This window comes from Stenotrophomonas sp. ZAC14D2_NAIMI4_6 (assembly GCF_003086875.1).
In the GTDB taxonomy this organism is placed as follows: domain Bacteria; phylum Pseudomonadota; class Gammaproteobacteria; order Xanthomonadales; family Xanthomonadaceae; genus Stenotrophomonas.
On record NZ_CP025996.1, the window covers coordinates 2,350,263 to 2,368,406 of the forward strand.

Below are 18,144 nucleotides of genomic sequence, written 5' to 3' on the forward strand. Positions count from 1 at the left end.
TCTGGCCGGCACGTGGGCCGGCCTTGCGGGGGCAACGCCGCCCCCATTGCGAGCTCACGCGCCAGACTGCGCCGGCGCGACCAGAACCTGCACCTGCAGCGTACTGCCATCGTCCAGGTACAGCACCTGCTGCACTGGCACCGAACCTGCGTCCGCCAGCGGCTGCACGGTCGTACGCGGCAGCACCAGCCGGCAGAACGTACCGCCATCCAGCAGCACAGGTTGGTCACCCGCGTGCAGCGACAGCGCCAGGCCCCAGCCTTCCACGCCGCCGAAGCGGGTCATGTTTTCCACCGTCTCCCCGCCCAGCAGCACCTGCAGTTCGGCGCGCTCCAGGCACAGGCGTAGCGATTGCTGCTGCAGTTCTACTTTCATGCGGGCACCTGGGCGGGGCGGTTCGCAGACATCATGATTCAAGGCCGGAACGATCGTGGGCGTGCATGGTACTGCCAACGCCCCTGCCTCAGTACGCTGGCATGCAGGCATCGAATCGGGCGAGCACGCGATCCACCTCGTGCGCCGCACCCAGCGCGCAGGCGTAGCCATCGGGGCGGATCAGCAGCCAATGGCCTTCGGCAAGGTCCAGCGCCGCGGCAATGTCGCCGTGCACGTCCCGCCATTCGCGCTGGGCGCCCAGCACATGCACCTGCAGCCCGGCGCGCGGCACAACGCTGTGCCGGTCCGTGGCGTGGCCCAGCAGCGTCCAGTGGGTGCCGCGCAGCAGATCGTACAGCCGTGCCGGCTGACCGCCCGCGCCCTGCAGCCGCGCATCCGGAATGCGATCGCCGGGAAGCACCTTCGCGATGCCCGCGTCCGCCTGCGCGGTCAGTGGCGAGCTGCGGTACTGCAGATCCAGCTGCTGCACCTCGCGCCCGCGCCGGTGGTCCCCTTGCTGTGCGCGCTCCAGCAGGTTCGTGGCAAGGCCCAGCATGGCGGCGGCTATCGGCCGGCGCTCCTGCTCGTAGCTGTCCAGCAGCACAGACGGCGCGCCGCGCAGCACCGCTGCCAGCTTCCACCCCAGGTTGTAGGCATCCTGCACGCTGGTGTTCAAGCCCTGCCCGCCGGTGGGCGGATGGGTGTGGGCCGCGTCGCCCACCAACAGCACATTGCCGCTGCGATAGCGGTCGGCAAGCCGCGCATTCATCTGGTAGGCCGATACCCAGTGCACCTGCTGCACCACGATGTCATCGCGCCCAGTGCGCAGCTGCACCATCGCCTGCAGCCCGGCGGCGGACAGGTCCACCTCGCCTTCCAGCGGTACCGGTGCCTGCAGCTGGAACAACGCCGTTCCCATCAGCGGGCACAGCATCAGCCGTTGCTGCGGGTCGTGCTCGTTGAAGGTGTGCCAGGCATCGCGCGGCAGGCCCTGCAGGCTGACATCGGCAACCACCGCGCGCACGCCCAGCGTTTTGCCGGGGAACCCGATCTGCAGCACCCGGCGCACCGTGCTGCGGCCGCCATCGGCGCCGACCAGATAGCGCGCGCGCAGCGCCTGCGGGCCAGCGGGGGTGTCCAGCTGCAGCGTGACCCCGTCAGCGTCCTGCTCGAAGTCGCGCAGCACATGGGCAAACGCCACGTGGTGGCCCAGTTCGGCCAGGCGTGCGCGCAGCACCTGCTCGGTGGCGAACTGCGGCACCATCAACGGCACGCCATAGGGCTCGGCCACGGTCGCACGGGATGCCTCCAGCATCGCGGCATCGGCGCTGCTGCCGTCCGGGTGATGCGTGCGCGTTGGCGGGTAGGCACCGCCCACGGCAAACAGGCGGTTGACCACGCCCATGTCTTCAAAAATCTCCAGGCTGCGCGGTTGGATGCCCTTGCCGCGCGAGCCCTGGAACGGCGCTTCGCGCTGCTCGATCACGCGTATGGCAACGCCGCGCCTGACCAGTTCAATGGCCAGGGCCAGGCCTGCGGCACCTGCGCCACAGATCACTACTTCAGTTGACACCTTCATTTCGACCACCCACATATATGTGTAGGATGCACATATTTCAGGAGCAGCCTATGCCCACCCAAAAGCGCGTGCAAGATACACATATCTCGGCGGATCTGAAGTCGCTGCACCTGTCCATGCTGGGCATCGTCAGCGTGATGAACCGCCCGGCCAACGACCTGCGGCTCATCAAGGAGGCCGGCATTACCTTGGACCCGGCGCTGTTCCGCCTGCTGGTGGTGATTGAACGGGTCGGGCCGATCGGCGTTGTCGAACTGGCCGACCGGCTGGGCCGCGACTACACCACCATCAGCCGCCAGGTGGCCAAGCTGGTCGCCAAGGAACTGGTGACCCGCCAGGGCAACCCCGCCGACCGGCGCATGCGCGAGGCGGTGATCGCGCCGAAGGGCAAGGCGATGACCGACCGCCTGGATGCAGCGCGTGCGCGCATGGCGGCGGGCATTTTTGCCACGTGGGAACCGCAGGACGTCAAGGATCTGGTGCGCCTGATGGCAAAGTTCTCTGCGGCGCTGGAGGCCACCGAACAGTGAAGGCCGCGCCACGCAGCACTCCAATCTGGTTGAGCGTGCGGGCGGGCATGCGCAGTGGCGTGCCGGCCCTCATGACCCATGCTTGTTGGCCAGCAGCGATCGTCCTAGCATCGTCCGGCGCCCACTACCCGGCCTTGGTACTCACTCGATGAAATGGTTGATCCTGCTGTTACTGGTCCCCATGGTTGCGGTTCCCCCACGGGCCCGGGCCGCAACGCCGCAGGCGCAGGCGCAGGCGCAGGACATCCACCAACAGAACCTGGATGCATATCTGCGCTACATCGAAGACCACAACGCCGGCCGTGGCAGCGTGTCCGTTTTCAGGCAAGGGCAGCCGATCTACATGCGCAGCTTTGGTCAACCGCAAGACGCTGTTCCGGCACCGAGTCCCGATACGCCCTACCCGATTGCATCGGTCACGAAAATGATCACGGCCATCCTGACCTTCAGGCTGATCGAACGTAATGATCTCCACCTCGAAGACAAGCTCTCAACGTATGTAGAGAACATCCCGCAGGGTGAAACCATCACCATCGGTCAGATGTTGCAGCACACAAGTGGATTGGGAAATTTCGCCATCCGGAACGGTGCCATCTGGGTGACCGAGCCTGTCAGTCAGGCGCAGATATTGCAGGAAATCAGGCGCCAGGGCGTGGCGTTCGCACCCGGCAGTCGCACTGCCTACTCCAACTCCGCGTACTACCTTCTGCGTCTGGTGCTGGAACAGAAGTACGGTCGCCCCTACCACCAGATCGTGCAGGAGGAAATCGCCACGCCGCTGGGGCTGAAGCACTTCACCGCCGCGTTGGCCACACAGGGCGCCACTTTCACTTCGCACACCTTTGTTGGTCACTGGCAGCCGATCAAGGATATCGACTACCGCAACGTGATCGGCGTTGGTGATATCGCAAGCACTACCAATGATCTAAACACCGTTGTTTCCGCGCTGTTCCAGCACCGGCTGCTGCGCGCTGAAACCGTGGCCATGATGCTGCCGGTGGGCGGTCATGACGGCTGGGGCATGGGTCTGGCTGCCTTTCCCATCGGACAACATGCATTCCTCGGCCACGGGGGCGATGTACTGGGCGCGCATGCCAGGGTGGTCTACAACCCGGCCGACGGCATTGCCATTGCCTATGCCACCAATGGCGAGCGCATCGCGACCAACACGTTCCTGGAAACCATTGTCGGCATCGTCTACGGAGCACCGCTGCGGATGCCGACATTGAAATGACGCGCTGTTGCAGGCGCTTCGCTGGAAGCGCCTGCAGGACGAAGACACCGGGAGGCGGCCGCGCTCAGTTTTCCTGGTAGTCGCGCTCGTCGTACTCACCCGGCACGGTGCAGGTCAGCGTAACCGGGCTGCCTTCGCTCACCATCAGCGAGCCCAGCTTGGTTTCGCGGCCACCGCCGGCATTCAGCTTGGCGGCCTTGCGCACGGCGGCAACGCTGGCGCCCAGTTCGGCGCTGTAGCTCTGGCCCATGCCATCGCTATCGTCGATGTAAGCGGTGATTTCCTTCACCGGCAGACCGAACAGGGTGAACCCGGCGGCCGGGGTGATTGGCTTCAGGCTGCCGTCTTCTTCGCGCGGCAGCGCCTTCCAGGCGGCGTTGTTGGTATCGGGGGCGGCGCGGCATTCCAGCGCGGCCTGCAGCGACGGCGCGATGGCCTGCCACTGGGTAGCGTTCAAGGCGTGGGCGGACGGTGCAGCGGCGGCGACGGCCAGCAGCGGGGCCAGCAGCTTCAGACGCATGCGGCGTGCACGCGACAGGGAGGGAGTTACGTTCATTACCTACATTCCATTTGCAGTGGGGTTCCTTGCCGCTGGCGCTGCGGATGCAGGCGCTAACGGCGAAGGAATTCTACGCTTCCACGTACGGCCGGTCTGCCTCAACGATTGAGCGTGTAGTTGGCCGGCACCCAGCGGTACTGGTACGGCGCGCCTTCGGCGATATGGCCGATGCCGGGGAAGGAGATGTGTGCCGCGGCGATCCACCAGCCGTTCGCTACCGCTTGCTGGTACAAGGCATCGCGCGAGGCAATGGCCTGGGTGCTCTGCCAGTCGTAGCGGATGGCGACCTGCGGATCGTCGAACTGCACTGCCGCCACATGCACGGTGTCACCCCAGAACAGCATGGCCTGATAGGCATCGTGCAGCAGGTAGACACTGTGGCCGGGGGTGTGGCCGGGGGCTGGCAAGGCACGCAGCCCCGGCACCAGGTCCTGGCCTGCCGGTTCGAAGGTCTGCACACGGCCGGCCGCACGATACGGCGCCAGCACGCTCTGCGCGGCGGCGAAGAACGGACGCTGCAGCGGTCCCACCTGGTCCTGGTTGCGGCTGTTGGTCCAGAAGTCGAACTCGCGCTTGGCCACATGCACCGTGGCATTGGGGAACACCGCCTTGCCATCGCGCAGCAGGCCGCCGGCATGGTCTTCATGCAGGTGAGTGATGAAGATGTCGTCCACATCGGCCGGGCCATGCCCCGATGCCCGCAGCGCCGCGACCAGGCCGCCGCCCTCGGCGCCGTACAGATCGCCTGCACCGGTGTCGACCAGCATCACCCGGTCGCCCTGCACGATCAGGAAGGCGTTGATCATCCCTTCTACGGGCGCCTTCAGATACTGCTGCGCCAGCAGCCGATCCACTTCACCAGGACGCGCCCCCAGCAGCAACTGGTCCACGGGGAACAGATGCGTGCCATCCAGCAGTGCGGTCACCTGGAACGTGCCCAGCTGCATGCGGTAGAAGCCCGGTGCCTGCTGTGGCTGCTGCACGGCCGCCGCAGCGGGTTCGGCCGCCATGCCGGCCATCGGCAGCGCCGAGGCAACGGCCAGCAACAGTGCGGCCGCGAGTGTGTGTGTCTTGTGCATCATTGCATTCCTGCGTGTGTTGAACGAAAAGGCCAATAGGCTCGGGGATACATGGCGGTGTACTGCACCGTGTGCAGCCGTGTCTGCAGCAGCGCTGTCCGTCAGCCCCTCCAGTCCTGCAGGAACTCCATCAGCAGGCCGTTCACCACCTCCGGGCGCTCTTCATGCGGCAGGTGGCCACAGCGTTCGATGGCAACCGCACGCAGGTTCTCGGCCATTTCCGCCCAGACCTGTGGCATGTCGAACATGCGCCCCACCGCCTCGAATTCCGCACCCCACAGGGCCAGCGTCGGGCAAGCAATGCGCACGTGCGCGTCTTCCAGGTCCTGCTGCACGTCCACTGCGTTGGCGCGGTAGTCCGACATCGCCCCGCGCACCGCACCCGGCGCACTGTAGGCACGCACATAGGTGTCGAAGGCTTCGCCGCTGATCGCGGCCGGATCGTAAGCCCAGTCAGAGAAGAACCAGCGCAGCCATTTCGCTTCATTGCCGGCAATCAGCGCTTCGGGCAGGTCCGGCACCAGGTGGAACAGGAAGAACCAGTACGCCTTGGCGATGGAGGCGTTCAGTTCACGCGCCACGATGCGGGTGGGCACGTTGTCCATCACCACCAGGCGGTCCACGCGCTGCGGGTGATCCTTGGCCAGGCGCGTGGCCACGCGGGCGCCGCGGTCGTGCCCGACCAGCGCCACCTTGTCGATGCCCAGCGTGTCCAGCAGGGCCACGATGTCCTGCGCCATGCTGCGCTTGTCGTAGCCGGTGGCCGGCTTCTCGGTTTCACCGTAGCCGCGCAGATCGGGCGCAATCACCCGGTGGTTGGCCGCAAGCACCGGAATCTGGTGACGCCAGGCGTAGTTGGTTTCCGGAAAGCCGTGCAGCAGTACCACCGGGGCGCCGTTGCCGGCGTCGATGAAGTTCTGGCGGATGCCATTGGCACGCACGGTGTGGCTGACGAACGGGTTCATCAGGGTGTCCTTTCAACGTGGGGGAAAGATGAGAGAGGTGTTCAGCGCGCTGCGGCGCGGGTGCCGAGCTGCAGTGCGGTGGCCAGCGCCGCCAGACCAATCGACAACACCACCACGCCACGCCAGCCATCCAGCGACCAGGCCCAGCTGGCGGCTGCGGCACCGGCGGCACCGCCCAGGAACATCGAGCCCATGAACAGCGTGTTGAGCCGCGAACGGGCTTCCGGCCGCAGTGCGTAGACCACGTGCTGCTGCGAAACCAGCACGCCCTGCACGGCCAGGTCCAGCAGAACGCAGCCCACGACCAGGCCGATGATGGACGGCCACAGGCCCAGCAGCAGCCACGACAGCAGGGTGAGCGCGCTGCCGGCGATGATGGCCAGGTGCGGGCCACGGCGGTCGGCAATGCGGCCGGCCAGCGGTGCAGCCAGGATGCCGACCGCACCGACAATGCCGAACAGCCCCGCCACCTGTGCGCCGTAGTGGGCATTCACCTGCGGCAGGCGCAGCGACAAGGTGGTCCAGAACGCGGCGAACGCAGCAAACAGCAAGGCCTGGGTGATGGCGGCACGGCGCAGTACCGGCAGTTCCCGCCACAGGCCCACCAGCGAACGCATCAGCGCCGGATAGCTTGCGCCCTGCGTGGGCTGGCTGACCGGCAGCAGCGTGCGTGCCAGCACCGCCGCACCCAGCGCCAGCGGCACGCCCAGCCAGAACATGGCGCGCCAGCCGGCGTGGTCGCCCACCGCGCCAGACAGGGTGCGGCTGAGCAGGATGCCGCACAGCACACCGGACATGACGATGCCGATGGTGGCGCCGCGGCGTTCGGGCGCGGCCAGTGCGGCGGCCAGCGGCACGATCTGCTGGGCCACGGTGGCGGTCACCCCCACCAGCAGCGAGGCGGCCAGCAGCATGGCGCCGCTGGGCGCCAGCGCGGTGAATGCCAGGGCCACGGCCAGCAGGGTGAACTGCACCACGATCAGGCGGCGGCGCTCCATGCGATCGCCCAGCGGCACCAGCGCGAACAGGCCCAGCGCGTAGCCCAGCTGGGTGGCGGTCGGCACCAGGCCGGTCAGCGTGCCCGGCAGCTCGCGCTGCATCAGGCCCAGCATGGGCTGGTTGTAATAGATGTTGGCCACGGCCAGGCCCGCACACAGGGCCATCACCAGGGTGAGGGCCGGGGTCAGGGCCGGTAGCGCGGCGGGTTGTGCCGGTGACGTTGCAGTGCGCATGGATCGGGCTCGGTTCGCACCCGGAGTGGGCGTGGCGACACTATGAGCGCGTATCGATTCATGCAGTAGACTGCCAATCAGTTAGGCCAGCCAAACGGAAATCGTTACAATGAACTTGAGCGATGTGCAGGTGTTCGTGGAAGCCGTGCGCGTGGGCAGCCTGGCCGGCGCGGCGCGCAAGCTGGGCCTGACCGCCATGTCCGCCTCGCGCAGCCTGGGTGCGCTGGAGGCCGAGCTGGGTGCGCGCCTGCTGCACCGGACCACCCGTTCCCTGTCGCCCACCAGCGATGGCGAGGTGTTCCTGCCCTACGCCCAAGCCCTGCTGGAAGGCCAGGCCAATGCCCTGGCCGACCTGCACCCCGATGGCGGCGGCCTGAGCGGCCAGTTGCGCATCACCGCGTCCACCGCATTCGGGCGCCGGGTGGTGGCGCCGCTGCTGCCGGCCTTCATGGCCGAGCACCCGCGCCTGCACGTGGATCTGCACACCACCGACGAACAGGTGGATATCGTCGCGCAGGGGATTGATGTGGCCATCCGCATTGCGCCGCTGCGCGACAACCGGCTGGTGGCGCGGCGTCTGGCCGACAACCCACGCGTGCTGATCGCTTCGCCGGCGTACCTGCAACAGCGTGGCCAGCCGCAGCTGCTGTCCGATCTGGCAGCGCACGAGTGCCTCGCCGCCAGCGGCACCCGCCACTGGGCGTTCCTGCGCGAGGGCAAGCCGCTGCGGCAGCGGGTGGCGGGCCGGCTGACGGCCAGTTCGGTGGAAGCCGTGTATGAAGCCTGCGCGGGCGGGCTGGGCATCGCCAATCTGTCGCAGTGGTATGTGCGCGATGCGCTGGCGCGCGGCGATGTGCAGGCGATCACGCTGGATGACGCCGCGCCCGAACCGCTGGATATCTGGGCGGTCTACCCCAGCGCCAGCCGGGTGCCGCCGAAAGTGCGCGCGTTCGTGGCGGCGGTGCAGGACGCGCTGGGCTAAGGCCTTGTCGCAAATGCCACGTTGCGGTGTGTAAGTGCAGGTGTTCAACACGGCACTGTGTCGCAGATTGCCGGTTGGGCGCAGCGCCAAGCGCCATATTGGATGGAGATTGCTTAACAGCCTGCGACAATGCCGAAAGCGTCGCTATCAGAATGCGTTCTTCAACTTTTCTGATTGGCATTCGGCATCACCGCGGTTACAGATGGCGGGCCATCGATTACGGATGGCCGGGCTTCGAATCCCGCATTAAAGCTGAGTGATTGCGCTTGCCAGTCGGCGCCGCCGTGTGCGGCGTCGGCTGGCAATCCGCCTGCCGGCCATGGCGGGCGGTGCGCGGGGGCGTTCACGCCCGCCGGCTTGGCTTTATCCGGATTCGAACCGCGTACCGCCCGCCACCTTTGTGTGGCGGTTGTTGCTTGCCCCTTTCGGAGCCACGCCATGACCACGCCTGATGTTTCGCCGCTGCGCCCTGCCCGCCCGGCGGCCGCCGACCCCACCACCTTCGCCGCCACACTGCGTCGTATCGCCTGCGGCGCCGCCGCCAATGGCCAACCCTGGTCCGAACAGCACCCGCTGCCGACCCGGCGCATGCAACTGGCCGATGCCGACTGCGCCGTGGCCGGCCTGCGCGTGGTGCAGGAACTGCTGCTGGCCGCCGAACGCGTGCGGCAGAGCGGCAACGACGAGGAATGCCTGGGTGATCGCGTAATGGAAGGGCTGATGATGGCGTGCCTGGCGCTGAGCGCACAGGTGGGTGATCGCCTGCACGGCGATGGCGCAGGCGCACAGCCATGACCCGCGGCCGCTTCCGTTACCTGCAGACCGCCTTCCGTGCCGTGGAAAAGCAGTTCCTGATCAAGCACCTCTGGCTGTTCGGCATTGTCGCAACGGTGCCGTCGCTGGTGCTTTCGATAACTCCCCTGCACCTGAAGCCCCTGCCCACGCTGCTGCATCTGGGGGTGCTGCTGGGCCTGCTCGCCCACATCCTGCTGCACAACCCACGCAACCGCCCGCTGCCCGACGGACTGGTCTGCCCGGCCTGTTCGCGCCATCTGCTGGGCAGGTTTGGCAAACGCGCGCTGGCCAGCGGTGAATGCCCGCGTTGCGGGCAGGAACTGTTCAACGGTTAGCCTCTGGCGCCCTGATCAACGTCGTTCCCGCGCGCGATGGCGTGAACGGACAGATTCAGGGCGCCGCTTCCACAGGCTGTTGAGCGGCATGTCGTCTGCGAGCTGCGGCGGCTGAACCACCGCAAATCCGTACCGCGTCTTCGTTCCCGCTGCCGTCGACACGGCGCCACCAGTCACATGCGACACGAGGTGCAAGGTTTCTGATTGACCGCCCTCGTGCCCTGGCAATGGAATGTGGGCACCGCGGAAGGAGCCGTGATCGCACGGCGCTGGAACCGCAGGTACCCCGCCCGGTTTGCAAGGATTGCCATGACTCGCACCTCACCCGTTCGTTCCCGCGCGATGCGCCTGCTGGCGTGTGTCGCCGTTGCCATGCTGCTGCTGGCCGGGCCCGCGCATGCCACCTGGACCGTCAACGACCCGCAGTCGATGGCCAAGGCCATCGAGCAGTACAAGCGCCAGGCCGAGCACTACAAGCAGCAGGTCGAACACTACAAACAACAGCTGATCCAGCTCAATCCACTGCCGCGCACCGATTCGGTGATGACCGACAGCTTTTCCGAACGCAGCGAGGACTACCAGCTGCAGGAGCGCTGCCCCGGCGCAGCAGGGCGCGGGATTGGCGGATTGACGAGCCGGCTCGGCGACCTGCTGCCAGGCATCGGCGGCGATGCAGCCAGCGAGCAGACGCGCATCTGCGCGCGCATCGTGCGCGCCAGGAACACCCAGTACAACGCCACCGTGCGCATGCTCGATCGGCTGGTCCAGCGCAACCAGCAGTTCGAGGCCATCCAGACCCAGCGCAGCCAGACCGGCAACAGCCAAGGCAAGCTGGCCGCCAATGACAACGAAGTCCACCGCTTCGCTGCGCAGAACGAAATGGACCTGCAGCACTGGCAGGCCCAGATGAAGGCCTACGACGGCTACATCGAAGGCCTGACCGCACAACGGGCGCAGCTGGCGCGCCAGGCGCTGGACGGCAAGCCCCCCAGCCTGCTGGGCCAGTTGGTACGGGGCGCCGTGCTGGCAAGGGCGCTGTCGAACTGAGGCGTCGCCGTTCCCTCTCCCCCCACCGATGGACAGATGGCATGAATGGATTCGTTGACACCGCCGCGTTCGGCCTACCGCTTCTTGCAGACATCACGCCGGGGAACTTCCTGTTCTTCCGACTGGTAAGTGACTACTTCGACAGAGAGATCGCCGAATTCGGGCTCGACCTTACCCGCCGCGCCGCGCGATGGGTCACCTTCACCGCAATGACGCTCACCACGTTCTGGGTGCTGATCCAGGGCTACGCGCTCGCCGCCGGGCGCTCGCAACAGTCGGCCATGGCTGTCATGGGGCGGGCGGCAAAAGTGGCGTTGGTACTCATGGCCGCCACCGCCGCAGGCGCCAATGGCACGGCACTGCACAAGGCGGTTACCGACAACCTGGACAAGGAGATCCACCAGCTGTTTACCGGCAAGCGCAGCGGCGGTGCAGCCGATGCGATTGACGAGAACCTGATGTACACGCAGCTGGCGCTGTCTGCGCTGGACGCCATCCACGTGGATGAAAGCGATCCCGAACTGATCGAAAAGAAAGGCCGCGCCATGCAGCTGGCCAGCTTCGGTACCGCCAGCCCGCCCATGGCCGCCGGTGCCATGCTGCTGCTGTTCAAGTTCACCATGGCGTTCCTGATGGGCATCGGGCCGATCTTCATCCTCGCCCTGATGTTCGAACAGACCAAGGACCTGTTCAAGAAGTGGCTGTTCTATGTGCTGGGCACGCTGTTCTCGATGTCCCTCCTGTCGGTGGTGTCGGCCATGGTGCTGAAGTTCACCGCCAAAGTGGCCGCCGCCTACTGGGTAATGGAGCTGCTCCCGATCGACACTGGCGAAGGCTTGTCATCGCAGGCGCTGCAACAAGGCGGCATCGGGCTGCTGATGACCGCGCTCATCATCACGGCGCCTACCATCGGCGCGGCCATGTGGCAGGGCAACATGGGCGCCTTCATGGCCTATTCGCCGTTTGCCAGCCCGACACCGCCGCCGGGCGTGTCGGGCTCACCTGGGCTTTCTTCGGCGCCGGCACCGGCACCGGCACCGGCAGCAACGCCGGCCATGGCAACGCAGGATGCACTACCGATGGGCACCTTCGCCGCATCGCCGCCACCGTTGCCGGAAGCGACCGGCCTTCGCGGCAACGCCCACCATGACAGCAGCCGCATGCTGTGAAGAAGGGAGAACCTGCAATGAAGAGAACACGCGGCGTCTGCGCGATGGTGCTGCTGCAGCTGCTCGCCCTGCCGGCAGGGGCGCAGTCGGACAACTACTACGAGCCCATCCCCTACTACAACGACAACCCCTTCCTGTTCTGCACCCTTGGCGTGCCCGGCGACTGCTGGGCGCCCGTCGACCCGGCCACCGGCACCTTCACCATCACCAACATCTACTGCTACAACCCGATCTCGGCCCTGCAGTACGCACGGGTCTGCCCGAAAGCGTTCCCGAACGGCCCGCAGGGCGCAGGCGCCGCCACCGAGTGACCGCAGGCCAGTGCGGTGCTAGTGTGCGCAGCAGATCGCCCCTGCCCCGGCCCGGACCGCCGCATGAAAGCACACGCCCTGCTGTTCGTGGTCGCCACATTCGCCCTGGGTGCAGCCAATGCCCAAGCCCAGGAGGCGCGATTCATCTCCTCCGAGCCGTCGCCCTTCAAGCGTTCGGTCTTTGTCGCGCCGAACGAAACCCGCTTCAGCGGCAGCGCCACCGTATCGGGCACGCTGCAGGTCGCCTGGGAGCCAGAAAGCGAGGGCTTCGGCGGCGGCTACCGGGTGGTGCTGAAACCGGACGCGGCCAGCCAGCGGCGATTGCCGCACGATGCGGGCCGTGGCCCGGTCAGTGAGATCTGGATCCGCAACACCGACACGATCATCGGCGCGCTGCTGTCGCCGGCCCAGCGCAAGACCGGCCTGAAACAGCAGCACTACTTCAGTGGCCCGGTACGGCTGGTATTGAATTCCTACCGCACCGGTGTGGACTGCGACATGCGCGGCTACAACGCGCTGTTCGTTGCGGTGGCCGACGAACGCCCGGCCCTGGCCCTGGCACCGCGCCCGGACGAAGTGCCCAGCTGCTAGGCCGGGCGGCCCTGCCGCGCTCGCCGGGCATGGCCCGACGCTACCGGGTTACCCAGCGCGAAATCCAGACCGGCGCACAACGGCCAGAGGCAACGGAATTCGGTTGCTTGATCAAAAGCAACGCTATTTCGTTGCGCCCCTCAGTTCGCCAGCGCGAAATCCAGCCCGGCGCACACCGCCGCCACCTGGGCGTCGTTGCATTCCAGCGGGTTGGTGCGCGGGCTGTCCGGGTAGACCTCGGTGGTGGTGGCATACAACGCATCGGTAAAGCCGGCGCAGGCACCGATCGAACGCGACTCGCCCCAGACCACGCCCGGCGACTGCAGCGGCAGACCGACCAGGTTGCCCTCGGCGTCGGCCGGGGCGATATGGGTGATCGGCGCCACGGCGGCAATCAGCGCCTTCTGGAATTCTGGCTGCGGGTCTTCACTGTTGCCGATCACATAGAAGCCATCGGGAATGGTGTCGCGCTCGAACGGCTTGCCGTCGCGGGCGCAGCGTGCCGGGTCGAACTCGTGCAGATCGCTGTCGGTGGTTTCGTGCAGGTCCAGGTGCACCCGGATGTTCGGCTTGCGCTCGGCCAGCCAGCGCATCAGGGCCGCCGCTTCCTCGATCTGGCCGCCGTCACGGAAACTGCGGTTCGGGTCGATGGCGTCCGGGTTCCAGCGCTGGATGCGCTCGTAGCCCCACGGGCTGACACAAGGCGCCACGATCAGGTTGTAGCGGCCCAGGTAGCGCTCGGCCTGGTCCTGCAGGAACTGCAGGGCGCCATGTACGCCACTGGTCTCGTAGCCGTGCACGCCGCCGGTCACCAGCGCGGTGGGCAGCGCCGGGTTCCAGTCGTGGTTCACCACCGCAAACAGCGGGTAATGGTCGGGCGCGTAATCCAGCTGGCCGTACTGCAGCACGTCGAAGCGCTCGTCCAGGCGTTCCAGCTCGGCCACCACATCGTCGTGGTAACTGCGCTGCTTCTGCTGGCGGGCCCGCCACTGTGCGCGTTCAGCATCGCCCCAGGGCTGGCCGGGGGTGCCGATGGGGTAGAACTGCGCCAGGGTCATGCGGAACTCCAGTGGATTCAGGTGCGGTAGTGCAGCCGGCCATTGTACGCCCGCTGCCGGGCACGGGCGGCATGCCGCCGGCCCTTTCATACGGCCAGGGTCATCTGGCTGTAAAATCAACGGTTTTGGCCCCCAACCCCTTGATGGCGAACGCAGTGCAGCCGGTCCTGGGCGGACCGGACTTCCTCCGTCTGCTCGCCCGTCTCAGTGACGGCGCGATGCCGGCCACCAGTCCTGCCCTGACCGATCGCCTCGGCCAGTGGGTGGACTGGAGCCGTGCCGTGGCCCTGTCCGGGGCCCTGGATGGCCGCCTGCCCGAGGCTGCCGAGCCGGCCGAAGCGCTGGACGATCTGCTGGCCGACTGCGCCCAGGCCGAGACCAGCCTGCTGGCCTCGCTGAACGAGGATGCCGAGGCCGAGCGCCTGCTGGACCTGGCCGAGGCGGCCGCCACCGCAAATTTCGCTTCGCTGCGGCAGCGCTATCTGGTGCTGCAACGGGCGATGCAGACCGCCACCGGCCGCCTGCGCGGCCGCCTGCGTGACCAACTGGTACAGACCACGCCCGAACTGGCGCGGCTGGCCGAGGTCGACGCGGTGATGGAACAGACCCTGAGCCCGCGCGAACACGCCCTGCTGGCCACCGCCCCGGCCGTGCTGGGCGCGCGCTTCGAGCGCGTGCATGGCCAGCCCGGCTGGCGCGCTCCCTTCAGGAATGACATGCGCAGCCTGCTGCTGGCCGAACTTGAACTGCGCTTCCACCCGATTCATGGGCTGCTTGCAGCCCTGCGCCCCCACTGACCGGAACACCATGTCCAGAACCGTCTTCCCCGTCGTTGTCTTCCTTGTGGGCCTGCTGGCCGTGTGCTGGATCGGCATTGGCTATGTGACCGTGCATCCGCTGGGCGCGCTGGTGGCAGCGGTCATCGCGGCCTGCTACGTGGCCGGTGGCGTGGAGCTGTACCGCTACCGCCAGGCCAGCAACGGCCTGCGCGCCGCACTGGCCGATGTATCGCTGGCCAAGGACAGCCTTCAGCCTTGGCTGGAGCGCGTGCCGGCCGGCCTGCGCAATGCCGTGCGCCTGCGCGTGGAAGGCGAGCGCACCGCCCTGCCCGCGCCGGTGCTGACCCCGTACCTGGTGGGGCTGCTGGTGCTGTTGGGCATGCTGGGCACCCTGCTGGGCATGATGGACACCCTGCGCGGCACCGGCCTGGCCCTGCAGAGCGCCACCGACATGGCCGCCATCCGCGGTTCCCTGGCGTCGCCGGTGCAGGGTCTGGCCGTGGCGTTTGGCACCTCCATTGCCGGTGTGGCCAGTTCAGCCATGCTGGGCCTGCTGGCCGCCCTGCTGCGCCGCGACCGCCTGCAGGCCGTGCAGCAGCTGGACCGCGCCATCGCCGGCGACCTGCACCCGCATTCGCAGGCCTGGCAGCGTGCCGAATCGCTGCGCCTGCTGCAGGCACAGTCCACCGCCCTGCCCGCACTGGTGGACCGCCTGCAGGACATGACCCGTGCGTTCGAGCAGCACAGCAGTGCCGCCAACGAGCGTCTGCTGGCTGGCCAGGGCGAGTTCCTGACCCAGAGCCAGGCGCTGCAGGAAAGGCTGGCGGTCTCGCTGCAGCAATCGCTGCGCGAAGGTGCCGAAGCCAGCGCCAGCGCCATTGGCGGCGCCCTGCAGCCCTTGGCCGAAACCACGCTGGCCGGTCTGGCCAGCCACGGCCAGGCACTGCACGTGCGCGTCGAACAGGCCGTGCAGCAGCAGTTGGCCGGGCTGGCCGACGGCTTCGAGCGCAGCCGCGTGGCCACCGAGGCCAGCTGGGCGCGCGTGGTGGATGAGCAGACCCAGGCCCAGCAGGCGCTGGTGACCGAACTGCGGCAGCACCTGCAGGCCTTCAGCGATGGCCAGGCCCGCCAGAGTGAAACGCTGCTGGCCAGCCTGGGTGAGCGCCTGCAGGGCGATGCCCAGCGCCATGCCGACACCTGGCGCACGGCCGCCGAGCAGCAGCACGCGCTGAACCGCGAGCTGGCCGAGCACCAGCAGCAGGCGCTGCAAAGCGCCAACGACAGCCTGCACACCCAGGCGCAGGCCCTGCTGCAGACGCTGGATGCGCGCCATGCCGACAGCCAGGCGCTGCTGCAGGCGCACGAGCAGCAGCGTACGCAGGACTGGCACAGCGCACAGGCCACCGCGGCCGCCGCGCATGCCGAACTGCAGGCCAGCCTGGACACCCGCGAACAGCAGCGCCAGGCGCGCTGGGATGCGGTCAGCGCCGATCTGCAGCAGGCCCACGCGGCCCTGCAGGCGCAGTTGCAGGCCAGCGACGAACAGCGCCTGCAGCGCTGGACCGATGCACTGCAGGCGGCCTCTGCCGATCTGACCGCGCAGCAGCAGACCGTGTGCCAGACCCTGGCCGACACGGCCCAGCAGATTGGCGACAACGGCCGCGCGCAGGCCAGCGCCACCCTGGCCGAAGTGTCCACCCTGCTGCAGACCGCCGCGCAGGCGCCGAAGGCTGCCGCCGAAGTCATCAACGAACTGCGCAACACGCTGTCCGAAAGCCTGGTGCGCGACAACGCCGTGCTGGAAGAACGCGGCCACCTGCTGGCCACCGTGCAGACCCTGCTGGAGGCCATCAACCATGCCTCGCACGAACAGCGCAGCGCGGTGGAGGCACTGGTGGGCGGTTCGGCCGAGCTGCTGGAACGCGTGGGCAGCCGCTTCACCGATCACATCGCCGCCGAGACCGGCAAGCTGGATGGCATTGCCGCGCAGTTGAGCGGCAGCGCCGGCGACGTGGGCCAGCTGGCCGGCAGCTTCGGTGCGGCGGTGGAACAGTTCGGCAGCGCAGCGGTCGAGCTGTCCGGCCGCCTGGAACAGATTGGCGGCGCGTTGGATGCCTCGTTGGCACGCAGCGATGAACAGCTGGCCTACTACGTTGCCCAGGCCCGTGAAGTGGTCGACCTGAGCCTGCTGTCGCAGAAGCAGGTGATGGACGAACTGCAGCAGCTGGCCGCGCGCCGTGGCAAGGCCGGCAGCGCATGAGCGACGAACTGGAGGTCGATGGCGGTTCACACGCCCCGATCTGGGCCGCCTTCGGCGATCTGATGTCGGTGCTGCTGGGCGCCTTCGTGCTGATCCTGGTGGGCGTGGTAGCGGTGCAGCTGGAGTTGTCGCAACGCCTGGACGCCGAAGTGAAGCAGCGCCAGGCCGAGGCCAAGCGCCTGCAGACGCTGGAACAGGCACTGGCCGGGCCGTTGGCTGCCGGCCGGGTGACCCTGGTCGATGGCCGCATCGGCATCAGCGGCAACGTGCTGTTCGCGTTGAACTCGGACCAGCTGCAGCCGGAAGGCCAGGAACTGCTGCGCAGCCTGGCTGCCCCGCTGTCGGCCTACCTGGGTTCGCGCGATGAAATCCTGATGGTCAGCGGCTTCACCGACGATGCGCCGATCCGCGATGGCAATCGCCGCTTCGCCGACAACTGGGAACTGTCCGCACAGCGTTCGCTGACCGTGACCCGTACCCTGATCGCCGACGGCGTGCCGGCCGATGCCGTGTTCGCCGCCGCCTTCGGCAGCGAGCAGCCGGTCAGTTCCAACGCAGACGAAGCCGGCCGCGCGCGCAACCGCCGCGTGGAGATCGCGCCGATTCCCAAGCCGAAGGCTGGCGATGGCAAATAAGCCGGCTACCAGCGCTGCGCGTGAGGGGTTGCGTGCCCTGGTGCGCGATCTGGATGCCGGTTCGCGCGCGCGCGAACACTACCCGCAGGTGCCGATGCTGGAAACGGTGCGCCGCGAGTGGTCGGCCCTACGCAGCGAACTGCAGGTAAAGCGATCGTTGCGCGCCGAAGCCCCGGCCGACGGCGGGCCGCTGAATTCGGCGGTGCTGGTGCAGCGCATGCTGGACACCATGCAGGGCGCCAGCCCCGGCTACCTGCGGCATTTCATTGATTACGTGGATACCTTGTCGTGGCTGCAGGCGTTGCAGGACGGCGTAGCCAGCAGCAGTGATGCGGCGAAGCCCAAGCGCACGCGCAAACCCCGAACCGCAGGCTGACCGGACCGGCGCAAACACCAACCGCGCTTTGCCCCGCTTTTGGTAGGTGCCAACCGACCCGCTTCTGGTAGGTGCCAACCTTGGTTGGCACGCGTGGCGCCCGTGTGCCCACCAAGGTGGGCACCTACCGGAAATAGGCGGCCCGTAGCACGCGCAGCGCCCCGACGCCTGGTAGGTGCCAACCTTGGTTGGCACTGGCAGCACCCGCGTGCCCACCAAGGTGGGCACCTACCGGGAATCGGCGACGCGTGCA

The 18,144-nt window shown here is 67.6% G+C and carries 20 protein-coding genes; 13 read left to right on the forward strand and 7 right to left on the reverse strand.

Translation table 11 applies throughout. From position 1 onward, the window contains the following. Positions 1 to 54 precede the first annotated feature (54 nt). Complete coding sequence (locus C1933_RS20240) at positions 55 to 375, reverse strand: hypothetical protein (protein ID WP_199911364.1); 321 nt, start codon at positions 373 to 375, stop codon at positions 55 to 57. A gap of 88 nt (positions 376 to 463) precedes the next feature. Continuing rightward, positions 464 to 1,954, reverse strand: coding sequence for an FAD-dependent oxidoreductase (locus tag C1933_RS10790; RefSeq protein ID WP_108754814.1), 1,491 nt, complete (start codon positions 1,952 to 1,954; stop codon positions 464 to 466). A gap of 68 nt (positions 1,955 to 2,022) precedes the next feature. Between C1933_RS10790 and C1933_RS10795 the strand changes: the two genes are divergently transcribed. Then, positions 2,023 to 2,484 carry a MarR family winged helix-turn-helix transcriptional regulator gene (locus C1933_RS10795; protein ID WP_234414503.1) on the forward strand — a complete coding sequence of 154 codons (462 nt, stop codon included), beginning with the start codon at positions 2,023 to 2,025 and terminating at the stop codon, positions 2,482 to 2,484. A 148-nt stretch (positions 2,485 to 2,632) separates the two neighbouring features. Next, a complete protein-coding gene (locus C1933_RS10800; RefSeq protein WP_234414504.1) occupies positions 2,633 to 3,718 on the forward strand; it encodes a serine hydrolase domain-containing protein in 1,086 nt (361 codons plus the stop codon). Between the two features lie 64 nt (positions 3,719 to 3,782). On the opposite strand, the gene C1933_RS10805 is transcribed toward C1933_RS10800, so the two are convergent. The 4 genes from C1933_RS10805 to C1933_RS10820 all read right to left on the reverse strand — a co-directional run bounded on the left by C1933_RS10805 (position 3,783) and on the right by C1933_RS10820 (position 7,553). After that, entirely contained in the window at positions 3,783 to 4,274 is a 492-nt protein-coding gene (locus tag C1933_RS10805; protein ID WP_159093981.1) for a hypothetical protein, read from the reverse strand. A 101-nt stretch (positions 4,275 to 4,375) separates the two neighbouring features. Next, positions 4,376 to 5,356, reverse strand: a complete 981-nt coding sequence (locus tag C1933_RS10810; RefSeq protein ID WP_108754816.1) for an MBL fold metallo-hydrolase — start codon at positions 5,354 to 5,356, stop codon at positions 4,376 to 4,378. A 101-nt stretch (positions 5,357 to 5,457) separates the two neighbouring features. Next, positions 5,458 to 6,321, reverse strand: coding sequence for an alpha/beta hydrolase (locus tag C1933_RS10815; protein WP_108753259.1), 864 nt, complete (start codon positions 6,319 to 6,321; stop codon positions 5,458 to 5,460). Between the two features lie 41 nt (positions 6,322 to 6,362). Then, positions 6,363 to 7,553: an MFS transporter gene (locus C1933_RS10820; RefSeq protein ID WP_234414505.1), complete on the reverse strand. Its 1,191-nt coding sequence runs from the start codon at positions 7,551 to 7,553 to the stop codon at positions 6,363 to 6,365. Between the two features lie 109 nt (positions 7,554 to 7,662). Between C1933_RS10820 and C1933_RS10825 the strand changes: the two genes are divergently transcribed. From C1933_RS10825 to C1933_RS10855, 7 genes are all read left to right on the forward strand, one after another. Next, entirely contained in the window at positions 7,663 to 8,535 is an 873-nt protein-coding gene (locus C1933_RS10825; protein ID WP_108753261.1) for a LysR family transcriptional regulator, read from the forward strand. 438 nt (positions 8,536 to 8,973) lie between these two features. Next, positions 8,974 to 9,330 carry a hypothetical protein gene (locus tag C1933_RS20375; protein WP_234414506.1) on the forward strand — a complete coding sequence of 119 codons (357 nt, stop codon included), beginning with the start codon at positions 8,974 to 8,976 and terminating at the stop codon, positions 9,328 to 9,330. Continuing rightward, positions 9,327 to 9,665 carry a hypothetical protein gene (locus C1933_RS10835; RefSeq protein ID WP_108753262.1) on the forward strand — a complete coding sequence of 113 codons (339 nt, stop codon included), beginning with the start codon at positions 9,327 to 9,329 and terminating at the stop codon, positions 9,663 to 9,665. Before C1933_RS20375 ends, C1933_RS10835 begins: the two co-directional genes overlap by 4 nt. A gap of 309 nt (positions 9,666 to 9,974) precedes the next feature. Then, positions 9,975 to 10,712, forward strand: a complete 738-nt coding sequence (locus tag C1933_RS10840) for a DUF4141 domain-containing protein (protein ID WP_234414507.1) — start codon at positions 9,975 to 9,977, stop codon at positions 10,710 to 10,712. Between the two features lie 41 nt (positions 10,713 to 10,753). After that, entirely contained in the window at positions 10,754 to 11,881 is a 1,128-nt protein-coding gene (locus tag C1933_RS10845) for a type IV secretion system protein (RefSeq protein WP_108753263.1), read from the forward strand. Between the two features lie 17 nt (positions 11,882 to 11,898). Next, positions 11,899 to 12,192, forward strand: coding sequence for a hypothetical protein (locus C1933_RS10850; RefSeq protein ID WP_159093982.1), 294 nt, complete (start codon positions 11,899 to 11,901; stop codon positions 12,190 to 12,192). A gap of 63 nt (positions 12,193 to 12,255) precedes the next feature. Beyond that, positions 12,256 to 12,783, forward strand: coding sequence for a hypothetical protein (locus C1933_RS10855; protein ID WP_108753265.1), 528 nt, complete (start codon positions 12,256 to 12,258; stop codon positions 12,781 to 12,783). 140 nt (positions 12,784 to 12,923) lie between these two features. Here the strand turns inward: C1933_RS10855 and C1933_RS10860 are convergent, their stop codons facing one another. Continuing rightward, a complete protein-coding gene (locus tag C1933_RS10860) occupies positions 12,924 to 13,841 on the reverse strand; it encodes a M14 family metallocarboxypeptidase (RefSeq protein WP_108753266.1) in 918 nt (305 codons plus the stop codon). A gap of 143 nt (positions 13,842 to 13,984) precedes the next feature. Here C1933_RS10860 and C1933_RS10865 point away from each other — a divergent pair, with 143 nt between their 5' ends. From C1933_RS10865 to C1933_RS10880, 4 genes are read left to right on the forward strand one after another with little or no spacing between them, the layout of a single operon-like run. Next, on the forward strand, positions 13,985 to 14,638 hold the full coding sequence (locus C1933_RS10865) for a DUF3348 family protein (protein WP_108753267.1): 654 nt from the start codon (positions 13,985 to 13,987) through the stop codon (positions 14,636 to 14,638). Between the two features lie 10 nt (positions 14,639 to 14,648). Then, on the forward strand, positions 14,649 to 16,880 hold the full coding sequence (locus C1933_RS10870) for a DUF802 domain-containing protein (RefSeq protein WP_108753268.1): 2,232 nt from the start codon (positions 14,649 to 14,651) through the stop codon (positions 16,878 to 16,880). After that, entirely contained in the window at positions 16,877 to 17,515 is a 639-nt protein-coding gene (locus tag C1933_RS10875; RefSeq protein ID WP_108753269.1) for an OmpA family protein, read from the forward strand. Before C1933_RS10870 ends, C1933_RS10875 begins: the two co-directional genes overlap by 4 nt. After that, the gene (locus C1933_RS10880) at positions 17,505 to 17,891 is read left to right on the forward strand and encodes a DUF2894 domain-containing protein (protein WP_108753270.1); all 387 of its coding nucleotides are present in this window, start codon (positions 17,505 to 17,507) and stop codon (positions 17,889 to 17,891) included. Before C1933_RS10875 ends, C1933_RS10880 begins: the two co-directional genes overlap by 11 nt. Positions 17,892 to 18,144: the final 253 nt, after the last annotated feature.

Bases quoted from the DNA above. Each gene is read 5' to 3' on its own strand.
- C1933_RS20240 (WP_199911364.1), bottom strand. From the start codon at position 375: ATGAAAGTAGAACTGCAGCAGCAATCGCTACGCCTGTGCCTGGAGCGC.
- C1933_RS10790 (WP_108754814.1), bottom strand. From the start codon at position 1,954: ATGAAGGTGTCAACTGAAGTAGTGATCTGTGGCGCAGGTGCCGCAGGC.
- C1933_RS10800 (WP_234414504.1), top strand. From the start codon at position 2,633: ATGAAATGGTTGATCCTGCTGTTACTGGTCCCCATGGTTGCGGTTCCC.
- C1933_RS10805 (WP_159093981.1), bottom strand. From the start codon at position 4,274: ATGAACGTAACTCCCTCCCTGTCGCGTGCACGCCGCATGCGTCTGAAG.
- C1933_RS10810 (WP_108754816.1), bottom strand. From the start codon at position 5,356: ATGCACAAGACACACACACTCGCGGCCGCACTGTTGCTGGCCGTTGCC.
- C1933_RS10815 (WP_108753259.1), bottom strand. From the start codon at position 6,321: ATGAACCCGTTCGTCAGCCACACCGTGCGTGCCAATGGCATCCGCCAG.
- C1933_RS10820 (WP_234414505.1), bottom strand. From the start codon at position 7,553: ATGCGCACTGCAACGTCACCGGCACAACCCGCCGCGCTACCGGCCCTG.
- C1933_RS10825 (WP_108753261.1), top strand. From the start codon at position 7,663: ATGAACTTGAGCGATGTGCAGGTGTTCGTGGAAGCCGTGCGCGTGGGC.
- C1933_RS20375 (WP_234414506.1), top strand. From the start codon at position 8,974: ATGACCACGCCTGATGTTTCGCCGCTGCGCCCTGCCCGCCCGGCGGCC.
- C1933_RS10835 (WP_108753262.1), top strand. From the start codon at position 9,327: ATGACCCGCGGCCGCTTCCGTTACCTGCAGACCGCCTTCCGTGCCGTG.
- C1933_RS10840 (WP_234414507.1), top strand. From the start codon at position 9,975: ATGACTCGCACCTCACCCGTTCGTTCCCGCGCGATGCGCCTGCTGGCG.
- C1933_RS10845 (WP_108753263.1), top strand. From the start codon at position 10,754: ATGAATGGATTCGTTGACACCGCCGCGTTCGGCCTACCGCTTCTTGCA.
- C1933_RS10850 (WP_159093982.1), top strand. From the start codon at position 11,899: ATGAAGAGAACACGCGGCGTCTGCGCGATGGTGCTGCTGCAGCTGCTC.
- C1933_RS10855 (WP_108753265.1), top strand. From the start codon at position 12,256: ATGAAAGCACACGCCCTGCTGTTCGTGGTCGCCACATTCGCCCTGGGT.
- C1933_RS10860 (WP_108753266.1), bottom strand. From the start codon at position 13,841: ATGACCCTGGCGCAGTTCTACCCCATCGGCACCCCCGGCCAGCCCTGG.
- C1933_RS10865 (WP_108753267.1), top strand. From the start codon at position 13,985: ATGGCGAACGCAGTGCAGCCGGTCCTGGGCGGACCGGACTTCCTCCGT.
- C1933_RS10870 (WP_108753268.1), top strand. From the start codon at position 14,649: ATGTCCAGAACCGTCTTCCCCGTCGTTGTCTTCCTTGTGGGCCTGCTG.
- C1933_RS10875 (WP_108753269.1), top strand. From the start codon at position 16,877: ATGAGCGACGAACTGGAGGTCGATGGCGGTTCACACGCCCCGATCTGG.
- C1933_RS10880 (WP_108753270.1), top strand. From the start codon at position 17,505: ATGGCAAATAAGCCGGCTACCAGCGCTGCGCGTGAGGGGTTGCGTGCC.